Source organism: Stutzerimonas azotifigens DSM 17556 (genome assembly GCF_000425625.1).
GTDB lineage: Bacteria > Pseudomonadota > Gammaproteobacteria > Pseudomonadales > Pseudomonadaceae > Stutzerimonas > Stutzerimonas azotifigens.
Genome location: NZ_KE384411.1, coordinates 82,523 through 100,720, shown reverse-complemented (window position 1 = coordinate 100,720; position 18,198 = coordinate 82,523). Strand labels below are relative to the sequence as shown.

Below are 18,198 nucleotides of genomic sequence, written 5' to 3'. Positions count from 1 at the left end.
GAAGTCGGCCACTATATCGGGCGCAGAGGCATTTTTCATCCGCGCCGAGGCGAGCGGGCGGCGAACGTTCCAAGCCGCCTCCGGTCGGTTACCATGGCTCGCATTCCGCCGGCCTTGTAAGGGAGTTGCCATGTCCGTCACACGCGAAGCGGTCGAGGCCGCACTGCGCCAGTACACCGATCCCCATCTGAATCAGGACCCGGTCAGCGCCGGCTGCGTGCGCTCGATCGACATCAACGGCGACCGCGTCAGCGTCGCGCTGGAGCTGGGCTACGCCGCCGGGCTGTTCCGCAGCGGCTGGGCGCAGATGCTGGCGATGGCGATCGAGAACCTGGACGGCGTCAGCCGCGCCGATGTCCAGGTCGACTGCCTGATCAGGCCGCACAAGGCCCAGGATCAGCTGCCGTCGCTGGCCAACGTGAAGAACGTGGTGGTGGTGGCCTCCGGCAAGGGCGGCGTCGGCAAGTCGACCACCGCCGCCAACCTGGCGCTGGCGCTGGCCCGCGAAGGGGCGCGCGTGGGCATGCTGGACGCCGACATCTACGGGCCGAGCCAGGGCATCATGTTCGGCATCGCCGAGGGCACCAAGCCGGAGATCCGCAACCAGCAGGCCTTCGTGCCGCTGAAGGCGCACGGGGTGCAGGTGATGTCGATGGCCTTCCTCACCGACGACCGCACGCCGGTGGTCTGGCGCGGGCCGATGGTCTCGGGCGCGCTCATCCAGCTGATCACCCAGTCGCTGTGGGACGACCTCGACTACCTGGTGGTGGACATGCCCCCGGGCACCGGCGACATCCACCTGACCCTGGCGCAGAAGGTGCCGGTCGCCGGCGCGGTGATCGTCACCACGCCGCAGGACCTGGCCCTGCTGGACGCCAAGAAGGGCGTCGAGATGTTCCGCAAGGTGAACATCCCGGTGCTCGGGGTGGTGGAGAACATGGCCGTGCACATCTGCTCGAACTGCGGCCATGCCGAGCACCTGTTCGGCGAGGGTGGCGGCGAGAAGCTGGCCAGCCAGTACGGCGTCGAACTGCTGGCCTCGCTGCCGCTGTCGATGGCGATCCGCTCCCAGGCCGACGCCGGCAACCCGACGGTGGTCGCCGACCCGGAAAGCCAACTGGCGATGATCTACCAGCAGATGGCGCGCAATGTCGGCGCGCGCATCGCCCAGAGCGGCGTCGGCGCCAGCGCCATGCCGAACATCGTGATCAGCGAAGACTGATACGGAGCACAATCATGAGCGAGCAGGGCGCACTGATCATCGGCGCGGACAGCCAGGGCCAGCCCCTCGGCCAGTCGCTGCGCCTGGCCAACCGCCACGGGCTGATCGCCGGCGCCACCGGGACCGGCAAGACGGTGACCCTGCAGCGCCTGGCCGAGCAGTTCAGCGACGCCGGCGTCGCGGTGTTCGCGCCGGACATCAAGGGCGACCTTTGCGGCCTCGACGCCGCCGGCCAGCCGAGCGGCAAGATTGCCGAGCGCATCGCCGCCATGCCCTGGCTGAACCACCAGCCGCGCGCCTATCCGGTGGTGCTCTGGGACGTGCACGGGCAGAGCGGCCATCCGCTGCGCACCACCCTGAGCGAGATGGGGCCGCTGCTGCTGGGCAACCTGCTGGCGCTAACCGACAGCCAGCAGGCGGCGCTCTACGCGGCCTTCAAGGTGGCCGACCGCGAGGGCCTGCTGCTGCTCGACCTGAAGGATCTCAAGGCCCTGCTCAATCACCTGCGCGAGCAGCCCGACCTGCTCGGCGAGGACCGCGCGCTCTTCGCCGGCGCCTCGGCGCAGGCGCTGCTGCGGCGCCTGGCGACGCTCGAACAGCAGGGCGGCGACGGCCTGTTCGGCGAGCCCTCGCTGCAGTTGGGCGACCTGCTGCAGCCGGAGGCCGACGGCCGCGGCCGCATCCATCTGCTCGACGCCAGCCGCCTGGTGCACGAGTCGCCGAAGATCTACGCGACCTTCCTGCTCTGGCTGCTGGCCGAACTGTTCGAGCAACTGCCCGAGCGCGGCGACGCCGACAAGCCGATCCTGGCGCTGTTCTTCGACGAGGCGCACCTGCTCTTCGCCGATACGCCCAAGGCGCTGCGCGACCGCCTGGAACAGGTGGTGCGGCTGATCCGCTCCAAGGGCGTGGGCGTCTACTTCGTCACCCAGTCGCCGGCGGACCTGCCGGACGAGGTGCTCGGCCAGCTCGGGTTGCGCATCCAGCACGGCCTGCGCGCCTTCACCGCCAAGGAGCAGAAGGCGCTGCGCGCGGTGGCCGACGGCTTCCGCCCCAATCCCGCGCTGGACACCCTGCAGACGCTGACCGGGCTCGGCATCGGCGAGGCGCTGGTCGGCACCCTGGAAGAGAAGGGCACGCCGGCGATGGTCGAGCGCGTGGCGGTGGCTCCGCCGCAGTCGCGGATCGGGCCGTTGAGCGAGGCCGAGCGCGCCGAGCGGTTGCGCCGGTCGCCGCTGGTCGGGCGCTACGACAAGCCGGTCGACCGCGAGTCGGCCTACGAGATGCTGATGCGCGCCGCGGCCAAGCCGGCCGAACCGGAGAAGGCGCCCGAGCAGCCGGGCCTCGGCGACAAGGCCGGCGAATTGCTCGGCGATCTGGCCAGCCAGGCGCTCAAGAGCACGGTGCGGCAGATGTCCAACCAGTTCGCCCGGCAACTGGTGCGCGGGCTTATGGGGTCGCTGCTGGGTAGCAAGAGCCGGCGTTAGGAAGGCCCTTTCACCGCCGGGGCCGCGCCCGGTAAGATGTGCGCCCGTTCCCGCCCTACAGGACGCCGTCATGAGCATCAAATCGGACAAGTGGATTCGCCGCATGGCCCTCGAGCACGGCATGATCGAGCCGTTCGTCGAGCGCCAGGTGCGTACCGAGGGCGATGCGCGGCTGATCTCCTACGGCGTCTCCAGCTACGGCTATGACGTGCGCTGCGCCGATGAATTCAAGGTGTTCACCAACATCAACTCGGCCACCGTCGACCCGAAGAACTTCGACGAGAAGAGCTTCGTCGACGTCAAGAGCGACGTCTGCATCATCCCTCCGAACTCCTTCGCCCTGGCGCGCACGGTCGAGTACTTCCGCATCCCGCGCAACGTGCTGACCATCTGCCTGGGCAAGAGCACCTACGCCCGCTGCGGCATCATCGTCAACGTCACCCCGCTGGAGCCCGAGTGGGAAGGCCACGTGACGCTGGAGTTCTCCAACACCACCACGCTGCCGGCGAAGATCTACGCCAACGAGGGCGTGGCGCAGATGCTGTTCCTCGAGTCCGACGAGGCCTGCGAGGTTTCCTATCGCGACCGCGGCGGCAAGTACCAGGGCCAGCGCGGCGTGACCCTGCCCAAGGCCTGATGCCCGGCGCCTGAGCCGACGCCGGCCGACGGGGCGCCGCCGGCGCGGGGAACTCGCAGGGCTCCACGGGCTCCGTTTTAGCGAGACCGTGCGAATCCGGAGGCCCGTCATGGCCACACGCCGTCGTTTCCTGCAATCCTCCCTGGGCGTCGCCGCCGCGGCCACGCTGGGCGGCCTGCTGCCGCGCCTGGTCCTGGCGCAGCAGAACATGATTTCCCGCGCGATTCCTTCCACCGGCGAGCGCATCCCGGTGATCGGCCTGGGTACGGCCGACGCCTTCAACGTCGAGGCCGACGCCGAAGCCCTCGAGCCGCTGGCGCAGGTGCTGGACGAACTGTTCCGTGCCGGTGGCCGGGTCATCGACACGGCGCCGAGCTACGACAAGTCGCAGGGCGTGATCGGCACGCTGCTGACCCGCCAGGAGCGGGGTGACCAGGCCTTCCTCGCCACCAAGGTCGAGGGCCAGGAACGCAGCGTCGCCGACATCGAGGCCGAGATGCGCGACCTGCAGGGCGTGCCGATCGACCTGCTGCAGGTGCACAGCATGATCGGCTTCGACGAGGTCATGCCGCTGCTGCGCGAGATGAAGGAGCAGGGCCGGATCCGCTACACGGGCATCACCCACCACGACGAAGGCGCTCAGGACCAGATGATCGAGCTGGTGGAAAAGGAGCCCATGGACTTCGTGCAGATCAACCTCAACCCCAAGGAGCAGAAGGCGCAGGAGCATCTGCTGGGGCTGTGCCAGGACAAGGGGGTGGCGGTGATGATCAATCGCCCGTTCCTCGACGGGCAGCTGTTCGAGGTGGTCGAGCACGAGCCGTTGCCGGGCTTCGCCGCGGAGATCGGCTGCCGGTCGTGGGCGCAGCTGCTGATCAAGTACGCGATCGCCCATCCGGCGGTCACCTGCGTGATCCCGGCCACGTCCAGGCCCGAGCACATGGCGGAGAACGCCGAGGCCGGCAGCGGCGAACTGCCGGACGAGGCGATGCGCCGGCGGATCGCCGACTACTTCAGCTGAGCCACCGCCGGCGATCACCTCCGCCGGCAGTGGCCGCCCGGGCGGTGATCAGGCGCCCAGGTACGCCTCGCGGACCTTCGGGTCGGTCAGCAATCGCTCGCCGCTACCCTGCATGACGATCCGTCCGTTCTCCAGCACGTAGCCGCGGTCGGCGAGCTTGAGCGCCTGGTTGGCGTTCTGCTCGACCAGGAAGACGGTGACGCCGTCCTCGCGCAGCTGCTCGATGATCTGGAAGATCTGCTGGATGATGATCGGCGCCAGGCCCAGCGACGGCTCGTCGAGCAGCAGCAGCCTGGGTTTGCTCATCAGCGCGCGGCCGATGGCGAGCATCTGCTGCTCGCCGCCGGACATGGTACCGGCGCGCTGGTCGAAGCGCTCCTTGAGCCGCGGGAACAGCGCCAGCACCTTGTCCATCTGCTCCTGGAAGTCCGCCCGGGCGGTGAAGAACCCGCCCATGGCGAGGTTCTCTTCCACGGTGAGGCGGGCGAACACCCGCCGGCCCTCGGGCACCACGGCGATGCTGCGGCGCATGATGTCCGGCGTCTCGCGCCCGACCAGTTCCTCGCCCTCGTAGCGGATGCTGCCGCTGGCGGCCCGCGGGCTGCCGCAGAGCGTCATCAGCAGGGTCGACTTGCCAGCCCCGTTGGCACCGATCAGGGTGACGATCTCGCCTTTGCGCACCTCGATGCTGACGTCGTGCAGCGCCTGGATCTTGCCGTAGAAGGTGGAAACGTTTTCGAAGTACAGCATCAGGCTTCCCCCAGATAGGCCTTGATCACGTCGGGGTTGTCGCGGATCTGCTCCGGCGTCCCATCGGCCAGGGGGCAGCCCTGGTTGATCACCACGATGTGGTCGGAAATGCTCATCACCAGCTTCATGTCGTGCTCGATCAGCAGCACGGTGACCCCGTGCGCGTCGCGCAGGTGGCTGATGAGGGCCTTGAGGTCTTCGGTTTCCTTCGGGTTCAGGCCGGCCGCCGGCTCGTCGAGCATGAGGATGCGCGGGCGCGTCATCATGCAGCGGGCGATCTCCAGGCGGCGCTGCTGGCCGTAGGCAAGGGTGCCGGCCGGGCGATTGGCGCAGTCGACCAGGTCGACCTGCTCCAGCCAGTGGGCCGCGCGCTCCATCGCCTCGCGCTCGCTGCGGCGGAACGCCGGCGTCTTCAGCAGGCCGGCGAGGAAGTTGGTGTTCAGGTGCCGGTGCTGCGCCACCAGCAGGTTCTCCACCGCGGTCATGTCCTTGAACAGGCGGACGTTCTGGAAGGTCCGCACCACGCCACGGCGCGCGATCTGATGGCCGGGCAGGCCCTGGATCGGCTCGCCGTCGAGCAGGATGCTGCCCTCGGTGGGCTTGTAGAAGCCGGTCAGGCAGTTGAACACGGTGGTCTTGCCGGCGCCGTTCGGGCCGATCATCGAGACCACCTGCTTGTCGTTTACGCTCAGGCCCACCCCGTTGACGGCCAGGAGGCCGCCGAAACGCATGGTCAGGCCGCTTACTTCGAGAATCGGCCGGGTCATCGCTTCAACTCCAGGTGGGGGCGCTGCATGGGCAGCAGGCCCTGTGGGCGCCAGATCATCATCAGGATCATGACCAGGCCGAAGATCAGCATGCGGTATTCGCTCAGCTCGCGCATCTCCTGCAGCATCACCATGACGATGGCGGCGAGGATCACGCCGAGCTGCGAGCCCATGCCGCCCAGCACCACGATGGCGAGGATCATCGCCGACTCGATGAAGGTGAAGGATTCCGGCGTCACCAGGCCCTGCCGGGCGGCGAAGAAGCTGCCGGCGAAACCGGCCAGGCTGGCACCGATGGTGAAGGCGGAGAGCTTGATCACCGTCGGGTTCAGGCCCAGGGCGCGGCAGGCGATCTCGTCTTCGCGCAGGGCTTCCCAGGCGCGGCCGATCGGCATGCGCAGCAGGCGGTTGACCAGGAACAGGGTCAGCAGCACCAGCAGCAGGGCGATCAGGTAGAGGAAGATCACCTTGTACTGCGAGCTGTAGGCGATGTCGAAGAAGCCGTGGAAGGTCGGCATGTCGGCCGGTACGCGGCGCTCGAAGGACAGGCCGAACAGGGTCGGCTTGTTCTCGTTGGCGATGCTGATGCCGTTGGGGCCGCCGGTGTACTCGGTCATGTTGCGCAGCAGGATGCGGATGATCTCGCCGAAACCGAGGGTGACGATGGCCAGGTAGTCGCCGCGCAGGCGCAGGACCGGGAAGCCCAGCACGAAGCCGAACAGCGCCGCCATCATCCCGGCCAGCGGCAGGCAGATCCAGAAGCCCAGGCCGAAGTAGTGGGCGAGGATGGCGTAGCTGTAGGCGCCGACGGCATAGAAGCCGACGTAGCCCAGGTCGAGCAGGCCGGCCAGGCCCACCACGATGTTCAGGCCGAGGCCGAGCATCACGTAGATCAGGATCAGCGTGGCGATGTCCACCGCGCCGCGGCTGGCGAAGAACGGCCAGACCAGCGCCACCATCACCATGGCCAGGATCACCCAGCGCTGGGTGGAGGGCAGGGTGAGGAAGTTGCTGGTCTTGCTCGAGACGCCCGGCAGCTTGGGCAGCCTGGCCCAGGACGGGGTCAGGCGGTCACGCAGCAACTGCCAGAGGAACAGGGCGACGGCCGCGGCGGCGATGCACCACAGTTCGAACGGCGTGGCGCCCTCGATGCGCAGGCCGATGCCGACGGTGGTCAGCTTCAGGCCGAGCACCGGGTAGGAGACCACCAGCACCAGCAGGGCGCTGAAGATCGCGGATTTAAGAGTCCGGCTCATACCTTCTCCACCTCCGGGCGGCCGAGGATGCCGGTCGGGCGGAACAGCAGCACCAGCACCAGTAGGCTGAAGGCCACCACGTCCTTGTACTGGTCGCCGAAGATGTCGGCGCCGAAGGCTTCGGCCACGCCGAGCACCAGGCCACCGAGTACCGCGCCGGGGATGCTGCCGATGCCGCCGAGCACGGCCGCGGTGAAGGCCTTGATGCCGGCCAGGAAGCCCAGGTGCGGATTGATCACGCCGTACTGCATGCCCAGCAGCACCGACGCGACGGCGGCCAGGGCGGCGCCGATGACGAAGGTCAGGGCGATGATGCCGTTGGTGTTGATGCCCAGCAGGTTGGCCATCTTCAGGTCTTCGGCACAGGCGCGGCAGGCGCGGCCCAGGCGCGAGCGGGAGATGAACAGGGTCAGGCCGAGCATGACGGCGAAGGTGACGACGAAGATCAGCACCTGCATGTACGACAGGATCACGCCGTTCATGGCGCTCTCGCCGAACACGAAGTTGCCGGGCAGCAGGTTGGGAATCGCCTTGTCCTTGGAGTCCTGCGACAGCAGGACCACGTTCTGCAGGAAGATCGACATGCCGATCGCCGAGATCAGCGGGATCAGGCGGCTGCTGCCGCGCAGCGGCCGGTAGGCGACGCGCTCGATGCTGTAGCCGTAGGCGCTGGTGACGATCATGGCGACGACGAACGCGCCGATCATCAGGATCGGCAGGGCATCGATCCCCATCATGGACAGCCCGACGATGGCGATGAAGGCCACGTAGGAGCCGATCATGTACACCTCGCCGTGGGCGAAGTTGATCATGCCGATGATGCCGTAGACCATGGTGTAGCCGATGGCGATCAGGGCGTAGGTGCTGCCGATGGTCAGCCCGTTGATCAGTTGTTGGAAGTAATGGTAAAGCTCAGGCATTTCGCTCTCCTGATGTCCCTGCCTGCCGATGAGGCATCATCGGAACGGCGGCCTGGATAAGGCTCGCCACGGTGTCCCTGGCGCGAGGCGGTGGCCCCGTGCGCCGTGCAGATGCAGAGATGGCCCGAAGGTTGGGTGGGCCGGCCCCTTTCAGCGGCTGAAACAAACAGAGCCCACTGCTGCCAGTGGGCTCTGTGCGGGGTCGTGCGACCTTACTTGGCGGCTTCGGTCTTGGTGCCGTCCTGGTGCCACTCGTAGACGACGAAGGAGAAGTCCTTCAGGTCGCCCTTCTCGTCGAAGGCCAGGGTGCCGGTCGGGGTCTCGAAGGTGTTGCTGCGCAGCGCCTCGGCGACCTTGTCGGTGTCGGTGCTGCCGGCTTTCTCGATGCCCTCGGCGATGACCTGCACCGCGGCGTAGGCCGGGAACACGAACGGGCCGCTCGGGTCCTGCTTGTTGTCCTTGAACGCCTGCACCAGCGCCTGGTTCTTCGGATCCTGGTCGAACGAGCGCGGCAGGGTCACCAGCATGCCTTCGGAGGCCGGGCCGGCGATGGCGGAGATTTCCGAGTTGCCTACGCCTTCCGGCCCCATGAAGCGCACGTCCAGCCCGCGCTCCTTGGCCTGGCGCAGCAGCAGGCCCAGCTCCGGGTGGTAGCCGCCGTAATAGACGAAATCCACGCCCTGCTGCTTGAGCTTGGCGATCATCGAGGAGAAGTCCTTGTCGCCGGCATTGATGCCTTCGAACAGGCCGACCTTGATGCCCTTGCCTTCCAGGGTTTCCTTGACCGCGGTGGCGATGCCTTCGCCGTACTGCTGCTTGTCGTGGATGACCGCGACGTTCTTCGGCTTGATCACGTCGGCGATGTAGTTGCCGGCGGTCGGGCCCTGCAGGCTGTCCAGGCCGATGGTGCGGAAGATCAGCTCGTAGCCACGCGAGGTGATCTCGGGGCTGGTGGAGGCCGCGGTGATCATCAGGATGCCTTCGTCTTCGTAGATATCCGAGGCCGGCTGGGTGGAGCTGGAGCACAGGTGCCCCACCACGAACTTCACCTCGTCGTTGACGATCTTGTTGGCCACCGCCACGGCCTGCTTGGGATCGCAGGCATCGTCGTAGACCACGCCTTCCAGCTGCTGGCCGTCGACGCCGCCGGCTTTGTTGATCTGCTCGATCGCCATCTTGGCGCCGATGAACTGCATTTCCCCGTACTGCGCCACCGGACCGGTCACCGGACCGGCCAAGCCGATACGAATGGTGTCGGCGGCCAGGCTGTAGCTCGCCGCGCCGGTCAGGGCGATTGCAACAAAAAGCTTGGAAAGACGCTTGTGGGTCTTCATATGTGCTCCAAATGCATCGTTATTGTTCGATCCTGCAGGCTGGCGCGCGGGTGGCAGCCTGAAAGATAGGCAGCAACTGTACCGGTACAGTGTACGGTCGTCACCGCCTACTTGCACAGCCGACAGATATCGAGGTCGATGGGGCCGCGACGGCGGTATCATCGGATCGCGCAGATTCTCCGACGCCCCTCTTTTCCATCGGAAAGCCCCATGACAGAAGAAGTTAGCACTCTCTATGCCAAGCTCCTCGGCGAGACCGCCCCCATCACCTGGCCGGAGCTGCAGCCGTTCTTCGCCCGCGGCGTATTGCTGCAGGTCGGCGCGCAGCTCGACCTGGTGGAGGTCGCGCTAGCCGTCGCCGAGGACGATGGAGCGGCGGTCGGGGCTTGGATGCGGGCCGGCGCACTCGGCCGGCTGGAGACGAATCAGGCGCAGGATTGGCAGGATCGTCATCCTTCCCTGTGGGCAGTAGTGGTCGCCCCCTGGGTGCTCGTGCAGGAGCGTGCCGCCACCCCTTCCGTGCACTGAACTGGTGCGCGACTAGCCGCGCACCCAGCGTTGCCGGGCCCAGCCGCTGGCGGCGTCGACCGCCAGGACCATCGCCAGCATCGCCAGGATCACCGTCGCGGCCTGCGCTTCCTGGAACAGGCTGAGGCTCATGTAGAGCATCTGCCCCAGGCCGCCGGCGCCGACGAAGCCGAGGATGCTGGCCATGCGGATGTTGTTCTCCCAGCGATACAGCGTGTAGGCCACCAGCTGCGGCCAGAGGCCGGGCAGGGTGCCGTAGACGAAGGCCGTGACCCGCCCGCTGCCGGCCAGGCGCAGGGCTTCGGTCGGTTGCGTGGGGGCGTTTTCCAGGGCCTCGCCGAACAGGCGGCCGAGCACCCCGGCGGTGTGCAGCGCCAGGGCCAGCGTGCCGGCGTTCGGGCCGAGCCCGGCGGCGAGCACCATCAGCGCCGCCCAGACCAGTTCCGGCACCGCCCGCAGCGCGTTCAGCACCAGCCGGCTGAAGGCCCGCGCCAGGCGGCCGAAGCGCCCCGCGGCCGGCAGCGCCAGCAGCAGGCCGAGGAGCGCGGCGAGCAGCGTGCCGATGCCGGACATCGCCAGGGTCTCCAGCGCCGCCCAGGCCACTGCCCGCAGGTGTGCGGCGGAGAAATCCGGATCGAGGAAGCCGCGCGCGTAGTCGAGCATCCCGGCCAGCGCCTCGCGGCTCACCAGCGCGCCGGCCTCCAATTGGAGAAAGGCGAAGGCGCCGACGGTCGCCAGCAGCACGGCGAGCGCGATCAGGTAGCCGGGCAGACGGCTCATGCCAGCCTCCAGCGCAGCAGGCGGCTGATCAGGTCGGCGAGCAGCACCAGGGCGAGGAAGGTCAGCAGCATGCTGGCGACCTCGCCGCCGGCGAACATCCGCATCGACAGGTCCATCTGCTGGCCGAGCCCGCCAGCCCCGACGAAGCCCATCACCACCGAGGCGCGGATGCCGCATTCCCAGCGGTACACGGTATAGGACAGCATCTCGCCGGTGGCCTGTGGCAGCATCGCGTAGGCGAAGGCCGCCAGCCGCCCGCTGCCGGCGCCGAGCAGGGCGCGCGTGGGCAGCGGGTCGACCGATTCGAAGATTTCCGCATAGACCTTGCCAAGCATGCCGGCATAGGTGATGGCGATGGCCAGTACCCCGGCCGTGGGGCCGAGCCCGACCGCGCGCACGAACAGCAGCGCCCAGACGATCTCCGGCACGCTGCGCAGCACGATCAAAAGGCCGCGCACCGGCCAGCGCAGCGCTTGCGCCCACCAGGCGGGGTGGCCGTTGCGGCTGATCGCCGACAGCGACAGCGCGCGGCTGGCGAGCAGCGCGGCGGGCAGGGCGACCACCAGCGCCAGGGCCAGGCCGGCGGTGGCGATGGCCAGCGTCTCGAGAGTGGCGCGGGCGAGCAGGGCGAGGAAGTCGGTGTCGTGCGCCGGCGGCCAGAAGTCGGCGACGAAGCCGCCCATGGTGCGCGCGTTGTCCTCGTCGAAGAGCACGCCGAGGTCCAGTTCGCTCAGTTGCAGGCCCGGCCACAGCAGGAGGATGACGACGGCCGTCAGGACCAACCGCGGCAGGGCCGCCGGATCGCGCGGGGCGGGGGTCGCGATCAGCATCGCGGGACGGCCAGCGGCTGGCTCAAGGGGGCGATCCGCACGGACGGCTCCTCGAGCTGGTCGTTGGCGTAGAGCGCCGCGAGTTCCGCCGGGGTGACCGCCTCGGCGGGGCGGTCGAAGAGAATGCGCCCGGCGCGGATGCCGATGATCCGCGGAAAATGCGCCAGGGCCAGCTCCACCGCATGCAGGCTGGCGAGCAGGGTTGCGCCCTGCGTCTGGGCCTCGCGCGTCAGCACGCCGAGCGTGTGCCCGGCCAGCACCGGGTCCATCGCCGAGACCGGTTCGTCGGCGAGGATCAGCGCCGGGCGCTGGTAGAGCACCCGGGCAATGCCGACCCGCTGCAGCTGCCCGCCGGACAACTGGTCGCAACGCTGGTAGAGCTTGTCGGCGAGGTCCAGCCGCGCCAGCGCCGCTTCGGCGCCGGTGGCGTCCAGCGGAAAGGCCAGGCTCAGCAGGCTGCGCGGCAACGACCACTGGCCGAGGCGCCCGGCCAGCACCGCGGTCACCACCCGCTGCCGGGCGGGCAGTGGCGGCGCCTGGTGGATCAGGCCGATGCGTGCGCGCAGACGCTGACGCGCGCGGGCGCTCATGGCCCAGGGCGCTTCGCCGAGAATCTCCAGCGAGCCGGATTGCGGACGCAGGGCGGTGCCCAGCAGGCGCAGCAGGGTGGTCTTGCCGGCGCCGGAGGGGCCGATCACCGCGATGCGTTCGCCCTGACCGACCTCGAGCTGCAGATCGGCGAGCGCGGCCGTCCCGTTGGCGTGGCTGTGCCCCACGCCAACCAGGCGCAGGGTCACTTCAGCAGGCCGGCGGCGCGCGCCGCCTCCTCGATACCCTGGTAGTTCTCGGGGCGCGTCTCGATGAAGCGGCTGGCCGCCTGCAGGTCGAGGATGTGCTTGTGCTCCGGATTCGCCGCGTCGAGGGCGAGGAAGGCGGCCTTGATCTTCTCCGCCAGTGCCGGGTCGAGGTTGCCGCGCACCGTCCAGTTGTAGTCGTAGTAGGGCGGGGTGGTGGCGATCACGCGGACCTTGTCGGTATCGACCTTGCCGGACTCGACCAGCTTGTTCCACACCGAGGCGTTGAGCACGCCGCCGTCGGCCTTGCCGGCCGCGATCCAGGCGACGGTGGCGTCGTGCGCGCCGGAATAGGCCACGCGCTTGAAGAAGGTCTCCGGGGTGATGCCGTCCTGCAGCATGAAATAGCGCGGCATCAGGCTGCCCGAGGTGGACGACACCGAGCCGAAGGCGAAGGTCTTGCCCGCCAGGTCCTTGAGCGACTTCACCGCCGGATCGGCGGTGATGAACTTGCTGGTGAACTGCTCGTCTTCCTGGCGCTGCACCAGCGGGATGGCGTCGCCGGTCTTCAGGCGCGCCTGGACGAAGGTGAAGCCGCCGAGCCAGGCCAGGTCGATGCGGTCGGCCGCCAGGGCCTCGACGACCGCGGCGTAGTCGGACACCGGGGTGAACTTCACCGGCATGCCGAGCTGCTGTTCGAGGTAGCTGCCGAGCGGTTCGAACTTGCGGATCAGTTCGGTGGGCGCTTCGTCGGGAATGGCCGAGACGCGCAGTACGTCCTGGGCCTGGGCGGGGGGAAAGCAGAGGGACAGGGCAAGGCCGGCAACGGCTGCCAGGGTGGCTTTCAGCATTGGGTTCTCCGGTTCAATAGCGGAAAAAGCGGGCGGATTATAGTGGCTGCCGGGCGCTTCGGGGCAAGTTGCGTGCACGTCAATCCGCCGCCGAGGAGGCGTCAGGGGCAAGAGCTCGTGCCGGGCGCCGCCGGCGGGGCTACACTCGCGGTTCCGTCCGCTCAGGAGCTGTCCGTGTCCGAACTGCCTTCCCTCGCCTTCGCCGGTATCGGCCTGATGGGGCTGCCGATGTGCCGGCGCCTGCTGGCCGCCGGCCATCCGCTGACCGTATGGAACCGCACGCGCGACAAGTGCGTGCCGCTCGAGGCGCTGGGCGCACGGGTGGCCGACACGCCCGCGCAGCTGTGCGAGGCGGCCGACGTCGTGCTGCTGTGCCTGGCCGACACGGCGGTGGTGCGCGAGGTGGTGTTCGGCCCGCAGGGTATCGCCGAGGGCGCGCGCGCCGGCCAGTTGCTGGTCGATCATTCCAGCCTGGAACCGGCGGCGACCCGCGAGATGGCGGCGCAGCTGGAGACGCACGGCATGCGCTGGGTGGATGCGCCGGTGTCCGGGGGCACAGCCGGCGCCGAGGCCGGGACCCTGGCGATCATGGCCGGCGGCCGTGCCGAGGACGTCGAGCGCGTGCGCCCGGTGCTGATGCGGCTCGGCCAGCGCCTGACCCACATGGGGCCGGTCGGCGCCGGGCAGGTGACCAAGGTCGGCAACCAGATGATCGTCGCCTGCAACGCGCTGGTGATCGCCGAGGTGGTGGCGCTGGCCGAGCGCGCCGGGGTCGATGCCGGGCTGATCGCCTCGGCGCTGGCCGGCGGCTTCGCCGATTCGAAACCCCTGCAGATTCTTGCCCCGCAGATGGCCAGCAGCACCTTCGAGCCGGTCAAATGGCACGTGCGCACCCTGCTCAAGGACCTCGACACGGCGGTCAAGCTGTCCCGCGAGCAGGGCTCGTCGACGCCCATCAGCGCGCTGGCGGCGCAACTCATGCGCCTGCATGGCAGCCAGGGCAACCTCGAACGCGACCCCGCCACCCTCGTCGAACTCTATCGGGAGCCCAGATCGTGAAACTGGCCGCCAACCTTTCGCTGTTGTTCACCGAGCAGCCGCTGCTCGACCGCGTGCTCGCCGCCCGTGTCGCCGGATTCGACGGCGTCGAGATCCAGTTCCCCTACGACGTGCCGGCGGTGCAGCTCAAGGAGGCGCTGGCGCGCGCCGGGCTGCCGCTGGTGCTGGTCAACCTGCCGGCCGGCGACTTCACCGCCGGGGGCCCAGGGCTCGCCGCCGTGCCGGCGCGCCAGACCGAATTCGACCAGGCCCTGCAGACGGCGCTGACCTACGCGGCCATGGTGCGGCCGGCCTGCGTCAACGTGCTGCCCGGGCGGCTGGCCGAGGGCGTTTCGCGCGAGCTGGCGCTGGCCACGCTGGCCGCCAACCTGCGCCAGGCGGCCGAGGCCTTCGCCGTGCTCGGCATCCGCGTGCTCTGCGAGGCGATCAACCCGCTGGACATGCCCGGTTTCCTGGTCAGTACGCCGGCCGATCTCGACGCGCTGCTGGCCGAGGTCGATCACCCGAACTGCCTGGCGCAGCTCGATCTCTATCACATGGCCCGCCAGGGCTTCGGCCTCGGCGGCTGCATTCGGCTGCTCGGGCCGCGCCTGGGGCACGTGCAGTTCGCCGACTGCCCGGGGCGGGGCGCGCCGGGCAGCGGCCAGATCGATTTCGACGAGGTCTTCGCCGCGCTGCAGGCCGTTGGCTACCGCGGCTGGCTGGCCGCCGAATATCGTCCCGGTCCGGAAGGCACCGAGGGCGGCCTCGCCTGGCTGCCGGCCTGGAAGGCGCGGGCCTGATGGCGGCGGGCCGGTAACGTCCGGCCGGTCGCATCGGCAGGCATAAGCCCGGCGAATACTCGCAGACAGCCCGGCAGAGCGGTTCTAGAGTGCTGCCACAGCCGGCTCATGGGTGTGGCTGGCGCCTACAAGAACAAGAGATCGATCGCATGCCGTCATCCCACCAAGCCGCCAACGCCTGGCGCGTGCTGTTCCTGCTCTTTCTCGCCAACCTGTTCAACTTCTTCGACCGCACCATTCCCGCTATCGTCGGCGAGCCGATCCGCCTGGCCTGGAACCTCAGCGATTTCCAGCTCGGCCTGGTCGGCACCGTGTTCACCATCGTCTACGCGATCGCCGGGGTGCCGCTCGGGCGCATGGCCGACACCGGCGCGCGGCGCAAGATCATGGGCTGGGGGCTGATGGTCTGGAGCGGCCTGACGGCGGTGAACGGCCTGGCCTGGAATTTCTGGAGCTTCCTGCTGGTGCGCATGGGCATCGGCGTCGGAGAGGCGAGCTACGCGCCGGCCGCCAACTCGCTGATCGGCGACCTGTTCCCGGCGCACCGGCGCGCGCGGGCGATGGGCATCTTCATGCTCGGGCTGCCGCTCGGCCTGCTGCTGGCGTTCTTCACCGTCGGCGCCATGGTGGAGGCGTTCGACAGCTGGCGCGCGCCCTTCTTCATCGCTGCGGTGCCGGGCATCGTCCTGGCGCTGTTCATGTTCTTCATCCGCGAGCCTGCGCGGGGTGCCGCCGAGGCGGTTCCGCTGTCGCAGGAGCCGATCGACAGGCCGCTGCGCCGGGTGCTGGCGATCCGCACCTTCTGGTGGCTGACGCTGGCGGGGCTGACCTTCAACTTCGCCACCTACGCCTGCAACGCCTTCATGGTCGGGCTGCTGATGCGCTACTTCCAGGTGCCGCTGATGGATGCCTCGCTGGCCACCGGGGTGATCGTCGGCGTCACCGGTCTGGTCGGGCTGACCTGCGGCGGCTGGCTGGCCGATCGCATCCATGAGCGCTACGAGCGCGGACGCCTGCTGTTCGCCGCGGCGAGCATGCTGGTGGCGACCGTCTGCACCGGCTATGCGCTGCTCGCCGGGCGCATCGATGTGGCGGTGTTCGTGGTCGTATTCAGCATTGGCTGGCTGTTCTCCTACAACTTCTACACCTGCGTCTACACCGCCATCCAGGACGTGGTCGAGCCGCGCCTGCGGGCCACCGCCATGGCGCTGTTCTTCGCCGGCCTGTACCTGCTGGGCGGCGGCCTGGGGCCGGTGGTGGTGGGGCTGCTGTCGGACTACTTCGCCGAGGCGGCGATGCTGGCCGCCGGCGCCGAACAGCTGGGCGAGGCGCACAAGGCCATCGGCCTGCACAACGCCATGTACCTGATCCCGGCCAGCCTGCTGCTGACCATGGGCTTCCTGCTGCAGGCCGCGCGAAGCTTCGGTCATGACGCGCGCAGCATGAAGACCGGGATGGTCGAGGCCGTGCCGGCCTGACGGCCCTCCGGTTCGCGAGCAAGCTCGCTCCTACGAAAGCAGGTGGACCGTAGGAGCGAGCTTGCTCGCGAATGGGGACCGCGCCCTCATCCGGCCCTGCGGGCCACCTTCTCCCGCGGGGAGAAGGGAAAGCCAGCGACCATGGCATGGCCTGGGGGAGCGGTCTTGACCGCGAACGGACCTGCACGACCTCGAACCCGATATCAAACAATCTCCCTCTCCCTCCGGGAGAGGGCTGGGGTGAGGGTTTGTTTGCCCGTGCAAGCGGCCCTCATCCGGCCCTGCGGGCCACCTTCTCCCGCGGGGAGAAGGGAACGGGATGGGCGTTGCCTGCAGCTTCAACTGCCACGAGGCGGTCGCCGGTCGAAAGCGGCCCCCGGAGCGGCCCTGCTCGCGTACACTGCGCGGCCGTTTTTTCGCCCGGACCTCGCGCATGCAACCTTCCACGCCCGCCCGCGCCTGCGGCATCGACTTCGGCACCTCCAATTCCACCGTCGGCTGGTGGCGGCCGGACAGCGATCCACTGATCGCCCTCGAGCAGGACCAGTCGACCCTGCCCTCGGTAGTGTTCTTCAATCTGGAGGAGCGGCGCCCGGTCTACGGCCGCCAGGCGCTGGCCGAGTACCTCGAAGGCTACGACGGGCGCCTGATGCGCTCGCTCAAGAGCCTGCTCGGCTCCAAGCTGCTGAAGAGCGAGACCACCGTGCTGGGCAGCGCGGTACCGTTCAAGGACATCCTCGGGCTGTTCCTCGGCACCCTCAAGGCGCGCGCCGAGGCCGCCGCCGGACGACCGTTCGAGCAGGTGGTGCTGGGCCGGCCGGTGTTCTTCGTCGACGACGACGAGCAGGCCGACCGCGAGGCGGCCGATACCCTGGCGGCGGTCGCGCGCAAGATCGGTTTCGCCGAGGTGTCCTTCCAGTACGAGCCCATCGCTGCGGCCTTCGACTACGAGTCGCGCATCGAGGCCGAGGAACGGGTGCTGATCGTCGACATCGGCGGCGGTACCTCGGATTTCTCGCTGGTGCGGCTGTCCCCCGAGCGGCGCCTGCTCGATGAGCGCCAGGCCGACATCCTCGGCACCGGCGGGGTGCACATCGGCGGGACCGACTTCGACAAGCAGCTCAGCCTGCATGGCGTGATGCCGCTGTTCGGCTACGGCAGCCGGATGAAGAGCGACGCGCCCATGCCCACCGCCACCCACCTCAACCTGGCGACCTGGCACACCATCAACGCCGCCTATTCGGCCGCCTCGCAGCGCTCGCTGCAGAGCATGCGCTACGACATCGTCGACCCGACCGGCATCGACCGGCTGATGCGCCTGATTGAGCAGCGCGCCGGGCACTGGCTGGCGATGCAGGTTGAGGCCGGCAAGATCGCCTTGAGCGACGAGACCCGCTACCGCATCGACCTGCAGCGGATCGAGCAGGGCCTGGAGGCGACCCTGACCCGGCCGGCCTTCGAGCAGACGCTGCAGCCTCTGCTGGAGCGGCTGCGCACGGCGGTCGGCGAGCTGCTGTCCCGCGCGGAACTGGGCGCGGATCAGGTGGACACGGTGTTCTTCACCGGCGGCTCCAGCGGCATCCCGGCCCTGCGCCGCAGCATGGAAAGCCTGCTGCCGCAGGCGCGGCAGGTCGAGGGCAACCGCTTTGGCAGCATCGGCAGCGGCCTGGCGATCGAGGCGAAGAAGCGTTACGGCTGAAGG

18 protein-coding genes are annotated in these 18,198 nt (G+C 68.9%); 9 read left to right on the top strand and 9 right to left on the bottom strand.

The annotated features are described in order from the left end of the window. The first annotated feature begins 130 nt into the window (after nt 1–130). From apbC to H610_RS0115040, 4 genes are all read left to right on the top strand, one after another. On the top strand, nt 131–1,222 hold the full coding sequence (gene apbC, locus H610_RS0115055) for an iron-sulfur cluster carrier protein ApbC (RefSeq protein WP_028240444.1): 1,092 nt from the start codon (nt 131–133) through the stop codon (nt 1,220–1,222). Nucleotides 1,223–1,236: 14 nt separating this feature from the next. Beyond that, nucleotides 1,237–2,709, top strand: coding sequence for a helicase HerA-like domain-containing protein (locus tag H610_RS0115050; protein WP_028240443.1), 1,473 nt, complete (start codon nt 1,237–1,239; stop codon nt 2,707–2,709). Nucleotides 2,710–2,779: 70 nt separating this feature from the next. Next, entirely contained in the window at nt 2,780–3,346 is a 567-nt protein-coding gene (gene dcd / locus H610_RS0115045; RefSeq protein ID WP_028240442.1) for a dCTP deaminase, read from the top strand. A 109-nt stretch (nt 3,347–3,455) separates the two neighbouring features. Then, nucleotides 3,456–4,367, top strand: a complete 912-nt coding sequence (locus H610_RS0115040) for an aldo/keto reductase (RefSeq protein ID WP_028240441.1) — start codon at nt 3,456–3,458, stop codon at nt 4,365–4,367. Between the two features lie 48 nt (nt 4,368–4,415). On the opposite strand, the gene H610_RS0115035 is transcribed toward H610_RS0115040, so the two are convergent. The 5 genes from H610_RS0115035 to H610_RS0115015 all read right to left on the bottom strand — a co-directional run bounded on the left by H610_RS0115035 (nt 4,416) and on the right by H610_RS0115015 (nt 9,394). After that, nucleotides 4,416–5,117 (bottom strand): ABC transporter ATP-binding protein, encoded by a 702-nt coding sequence (locus H610_RS0115035; protein ID WP_028240440.1) that lies wholly within the window; start codon nt 5,115–5,117, stop codon nt 4,416–4,418. After that, nucleotides 5,117–5,884 (bottom strand): high-affinity branched-chain amino acid ABC transporter ATP-binding protein LivG, encoded by a 768-nt coding sequence (gene livG, locus H610_RS0115030; RefSeq protein ID WP_028240439.1) that lies wholly within the window; start codon nt 5,882–5,884, stop codon nt 5,117–5,119. The genes H610_RS0115035 and livG overlap by 1 nt, the downstream gene beginning before the upstream one ends. Next, nucleotides 5,881–7,140, bottom strand: a complete 1,260-nt coding sequence (locus tag H610_RS0115025) for a high-affinity branched-chain amino acid ABC transporter permease LivM (protein ID WP_028240438.1) — start codon at nt 7,138–7,140, stop codon at nt 5,881–5,883. The genes livG and H610_RS0115025 overlap by 4 nt, the downstream gene beginning before the upstream one ends. Then, nucleotides 7,137–8,060, bottom strand: coding sequence for a high-affinity branched-chain amino acid ABC transporter permease LivH (gene livH / locus H610_RS0115020; protein ID WP_028240437.1), 924 nt, complete (start codon nt 8,058–8,060; stop codon nt 7,137–7,139). Before livH ends, H610_RS0115025 begins: the two co-directional genes overlap by 4 nt. Before the next feature lie 212 nt (nt 8,061–8,272). Then, entirely contained in the window at nt 8,273–9,394 is a 1,122-nt protein-coding gene (locus H610_RS0115015; RefSeq protein WP_028240436.1) for a branched-chain amino acid ABC transporter substrate-binding protein, read from the bottom strand. Nucleotides 9,395–9,604: 210 nt separating this feature from the next. On the opposite strand from H610_RS0115015, the gene H610_RS0115010 reads away from it, so the two are divergent. Continuing rightward, entirely contained in the window at nt 9,605–9,922 is a 318-nt protein-coding gene (locus H610_RS0115010; RefSeq protein ID WP_028240435.1) for a DUF2288 domain-containing protein, read from the top strand. Nucleotides 9,923–9,934: 12 nt separating this feature from the next. Here the strand turns inward: H610_RS0115010 and phnE are convergent, their stop codons facing one another. The 4 genes from phnE to H610_RS0114990 are packed head-to-tail and all read right to left on the bottom strand — an operon-like array spanning nt 9,935 to nt 13,177. Then, on the bottom strand, nt 9,935–10,702 hold the full coding sequence (phnE, locus tag H610_RS0115005; protein WP_028240434.1) for a phosphonate ABC transporter, permease protein PhnE: 768 nt from the start codon (nt 10,700–10,702) through the stop codon (nt 9,935–9,937). Then, the gene (locus tag H610_RS0115000; RefSeq protein ID WP_028240433.1) at nt 10,699–11,532 is read right to left on the bottom strand and encodes a PhnE/PtxC family ABC transporter permease; all 834 of its coding nucleotides are present in this window, start codon (nt 11,530–11,532) and stop codon (nt 10,699–10,701) included. The genes phnE and H610_RS0115000 overlap by 4 nt, the downstream gene beginning before the upstream one ends. Continuing rightward, nucleotides 11,526–12,329 (bottom strand): phosphonate ABC transporter ATP-binding protein, encoded by an 804-nt coding sequence (locus H610_RS0114995; RefSeq protein ID WP_028240432.1) that lies wholly within the window; start codon nt 12,327–12,329, stop codon nt 11,526–11,528. The genes H610_RS0115000 and H610_RS0114995 overlap by 7 nt, the downstream gene beginning before the upstream one ends. Next, the gene (locus tag H610_RS0114990; protein ID WP_028240431.1) at nt 12,326–13,177 is read right to left on the bottom strand and encodes a putative selenate ABC transporter substrate-binding protein; all 852 of its coding nucleotides are present in this window, start codon (nt 13,175–13,177) and stop codon (nt 12,326–12,328) included. The genes H610_RS0114995 and H610_RS0114990 overlap by 4 nt, the downstream gene beginning before the upstream one ends. A 174-nt stretch (nt 13,178–13,351) precedes the next feature. On the opposite strand from H610_RS0114990, the gene H610_RS0114985 reads away from it, so the two are divergent. The 4 genes from H610_RS0114985 (at nt 13,352) to H610_RS0114970 (ending at nt 18,195) form a co-directional block, all read left to right on the top strand. Further along, nucleotides 13,352–14,236, top strand: coding sequence for an NAD(P)-dependent oxidoreductase (locus H610_RS0114985; protein ID WP_028240430.1), 885 nt, complete (start codon nt 13,352–13,354; stop codon nt 14,234–14,236). Beyond that, a complete protein-coding gene (locus tag H610_RS0114980; RefSeq protein WP_028240429.1) occupies nt 14,233–15,018 on the top strand; it encodes a hydroxypyruvate isomerase family protein in 786 nt (261 codons plus the stop codon). The genes H610_RS0114985 and H610_RS0114980 overlap by 4 nt, the downstream gene beginning before the upstream one ends. 149 nt (nt 15,019–15,167) lie before the next feature. After that, nucleotides 15,168–16,496 carry a spinster family MFS transporter gene (locus H610_RS0114975; RefSeq protein ID WP_028240428.1) on the top strand — a complete coding sequence of 443 codons (1,329 nt, stop codon included), beginning with the start codon at nt 15,168–15,170 and terminating at the stop codon, nt 16,494–16,496. 433 nt (nt 16,497–16,929) lie between these two features. Beyond that, nucleotides 16,930–18,195, top strand: a complete 1,266-nt coding sequence (locus H610_RS0114970) for an Hsp70 family protein (protein ID WP_028240427.1) — start codon at nt 16,930–16,932, stop codon at nt 18,193–18,195. The last annotated feature ends 3 nt before the right edge of the window (nt 18,196–18,198 follow it).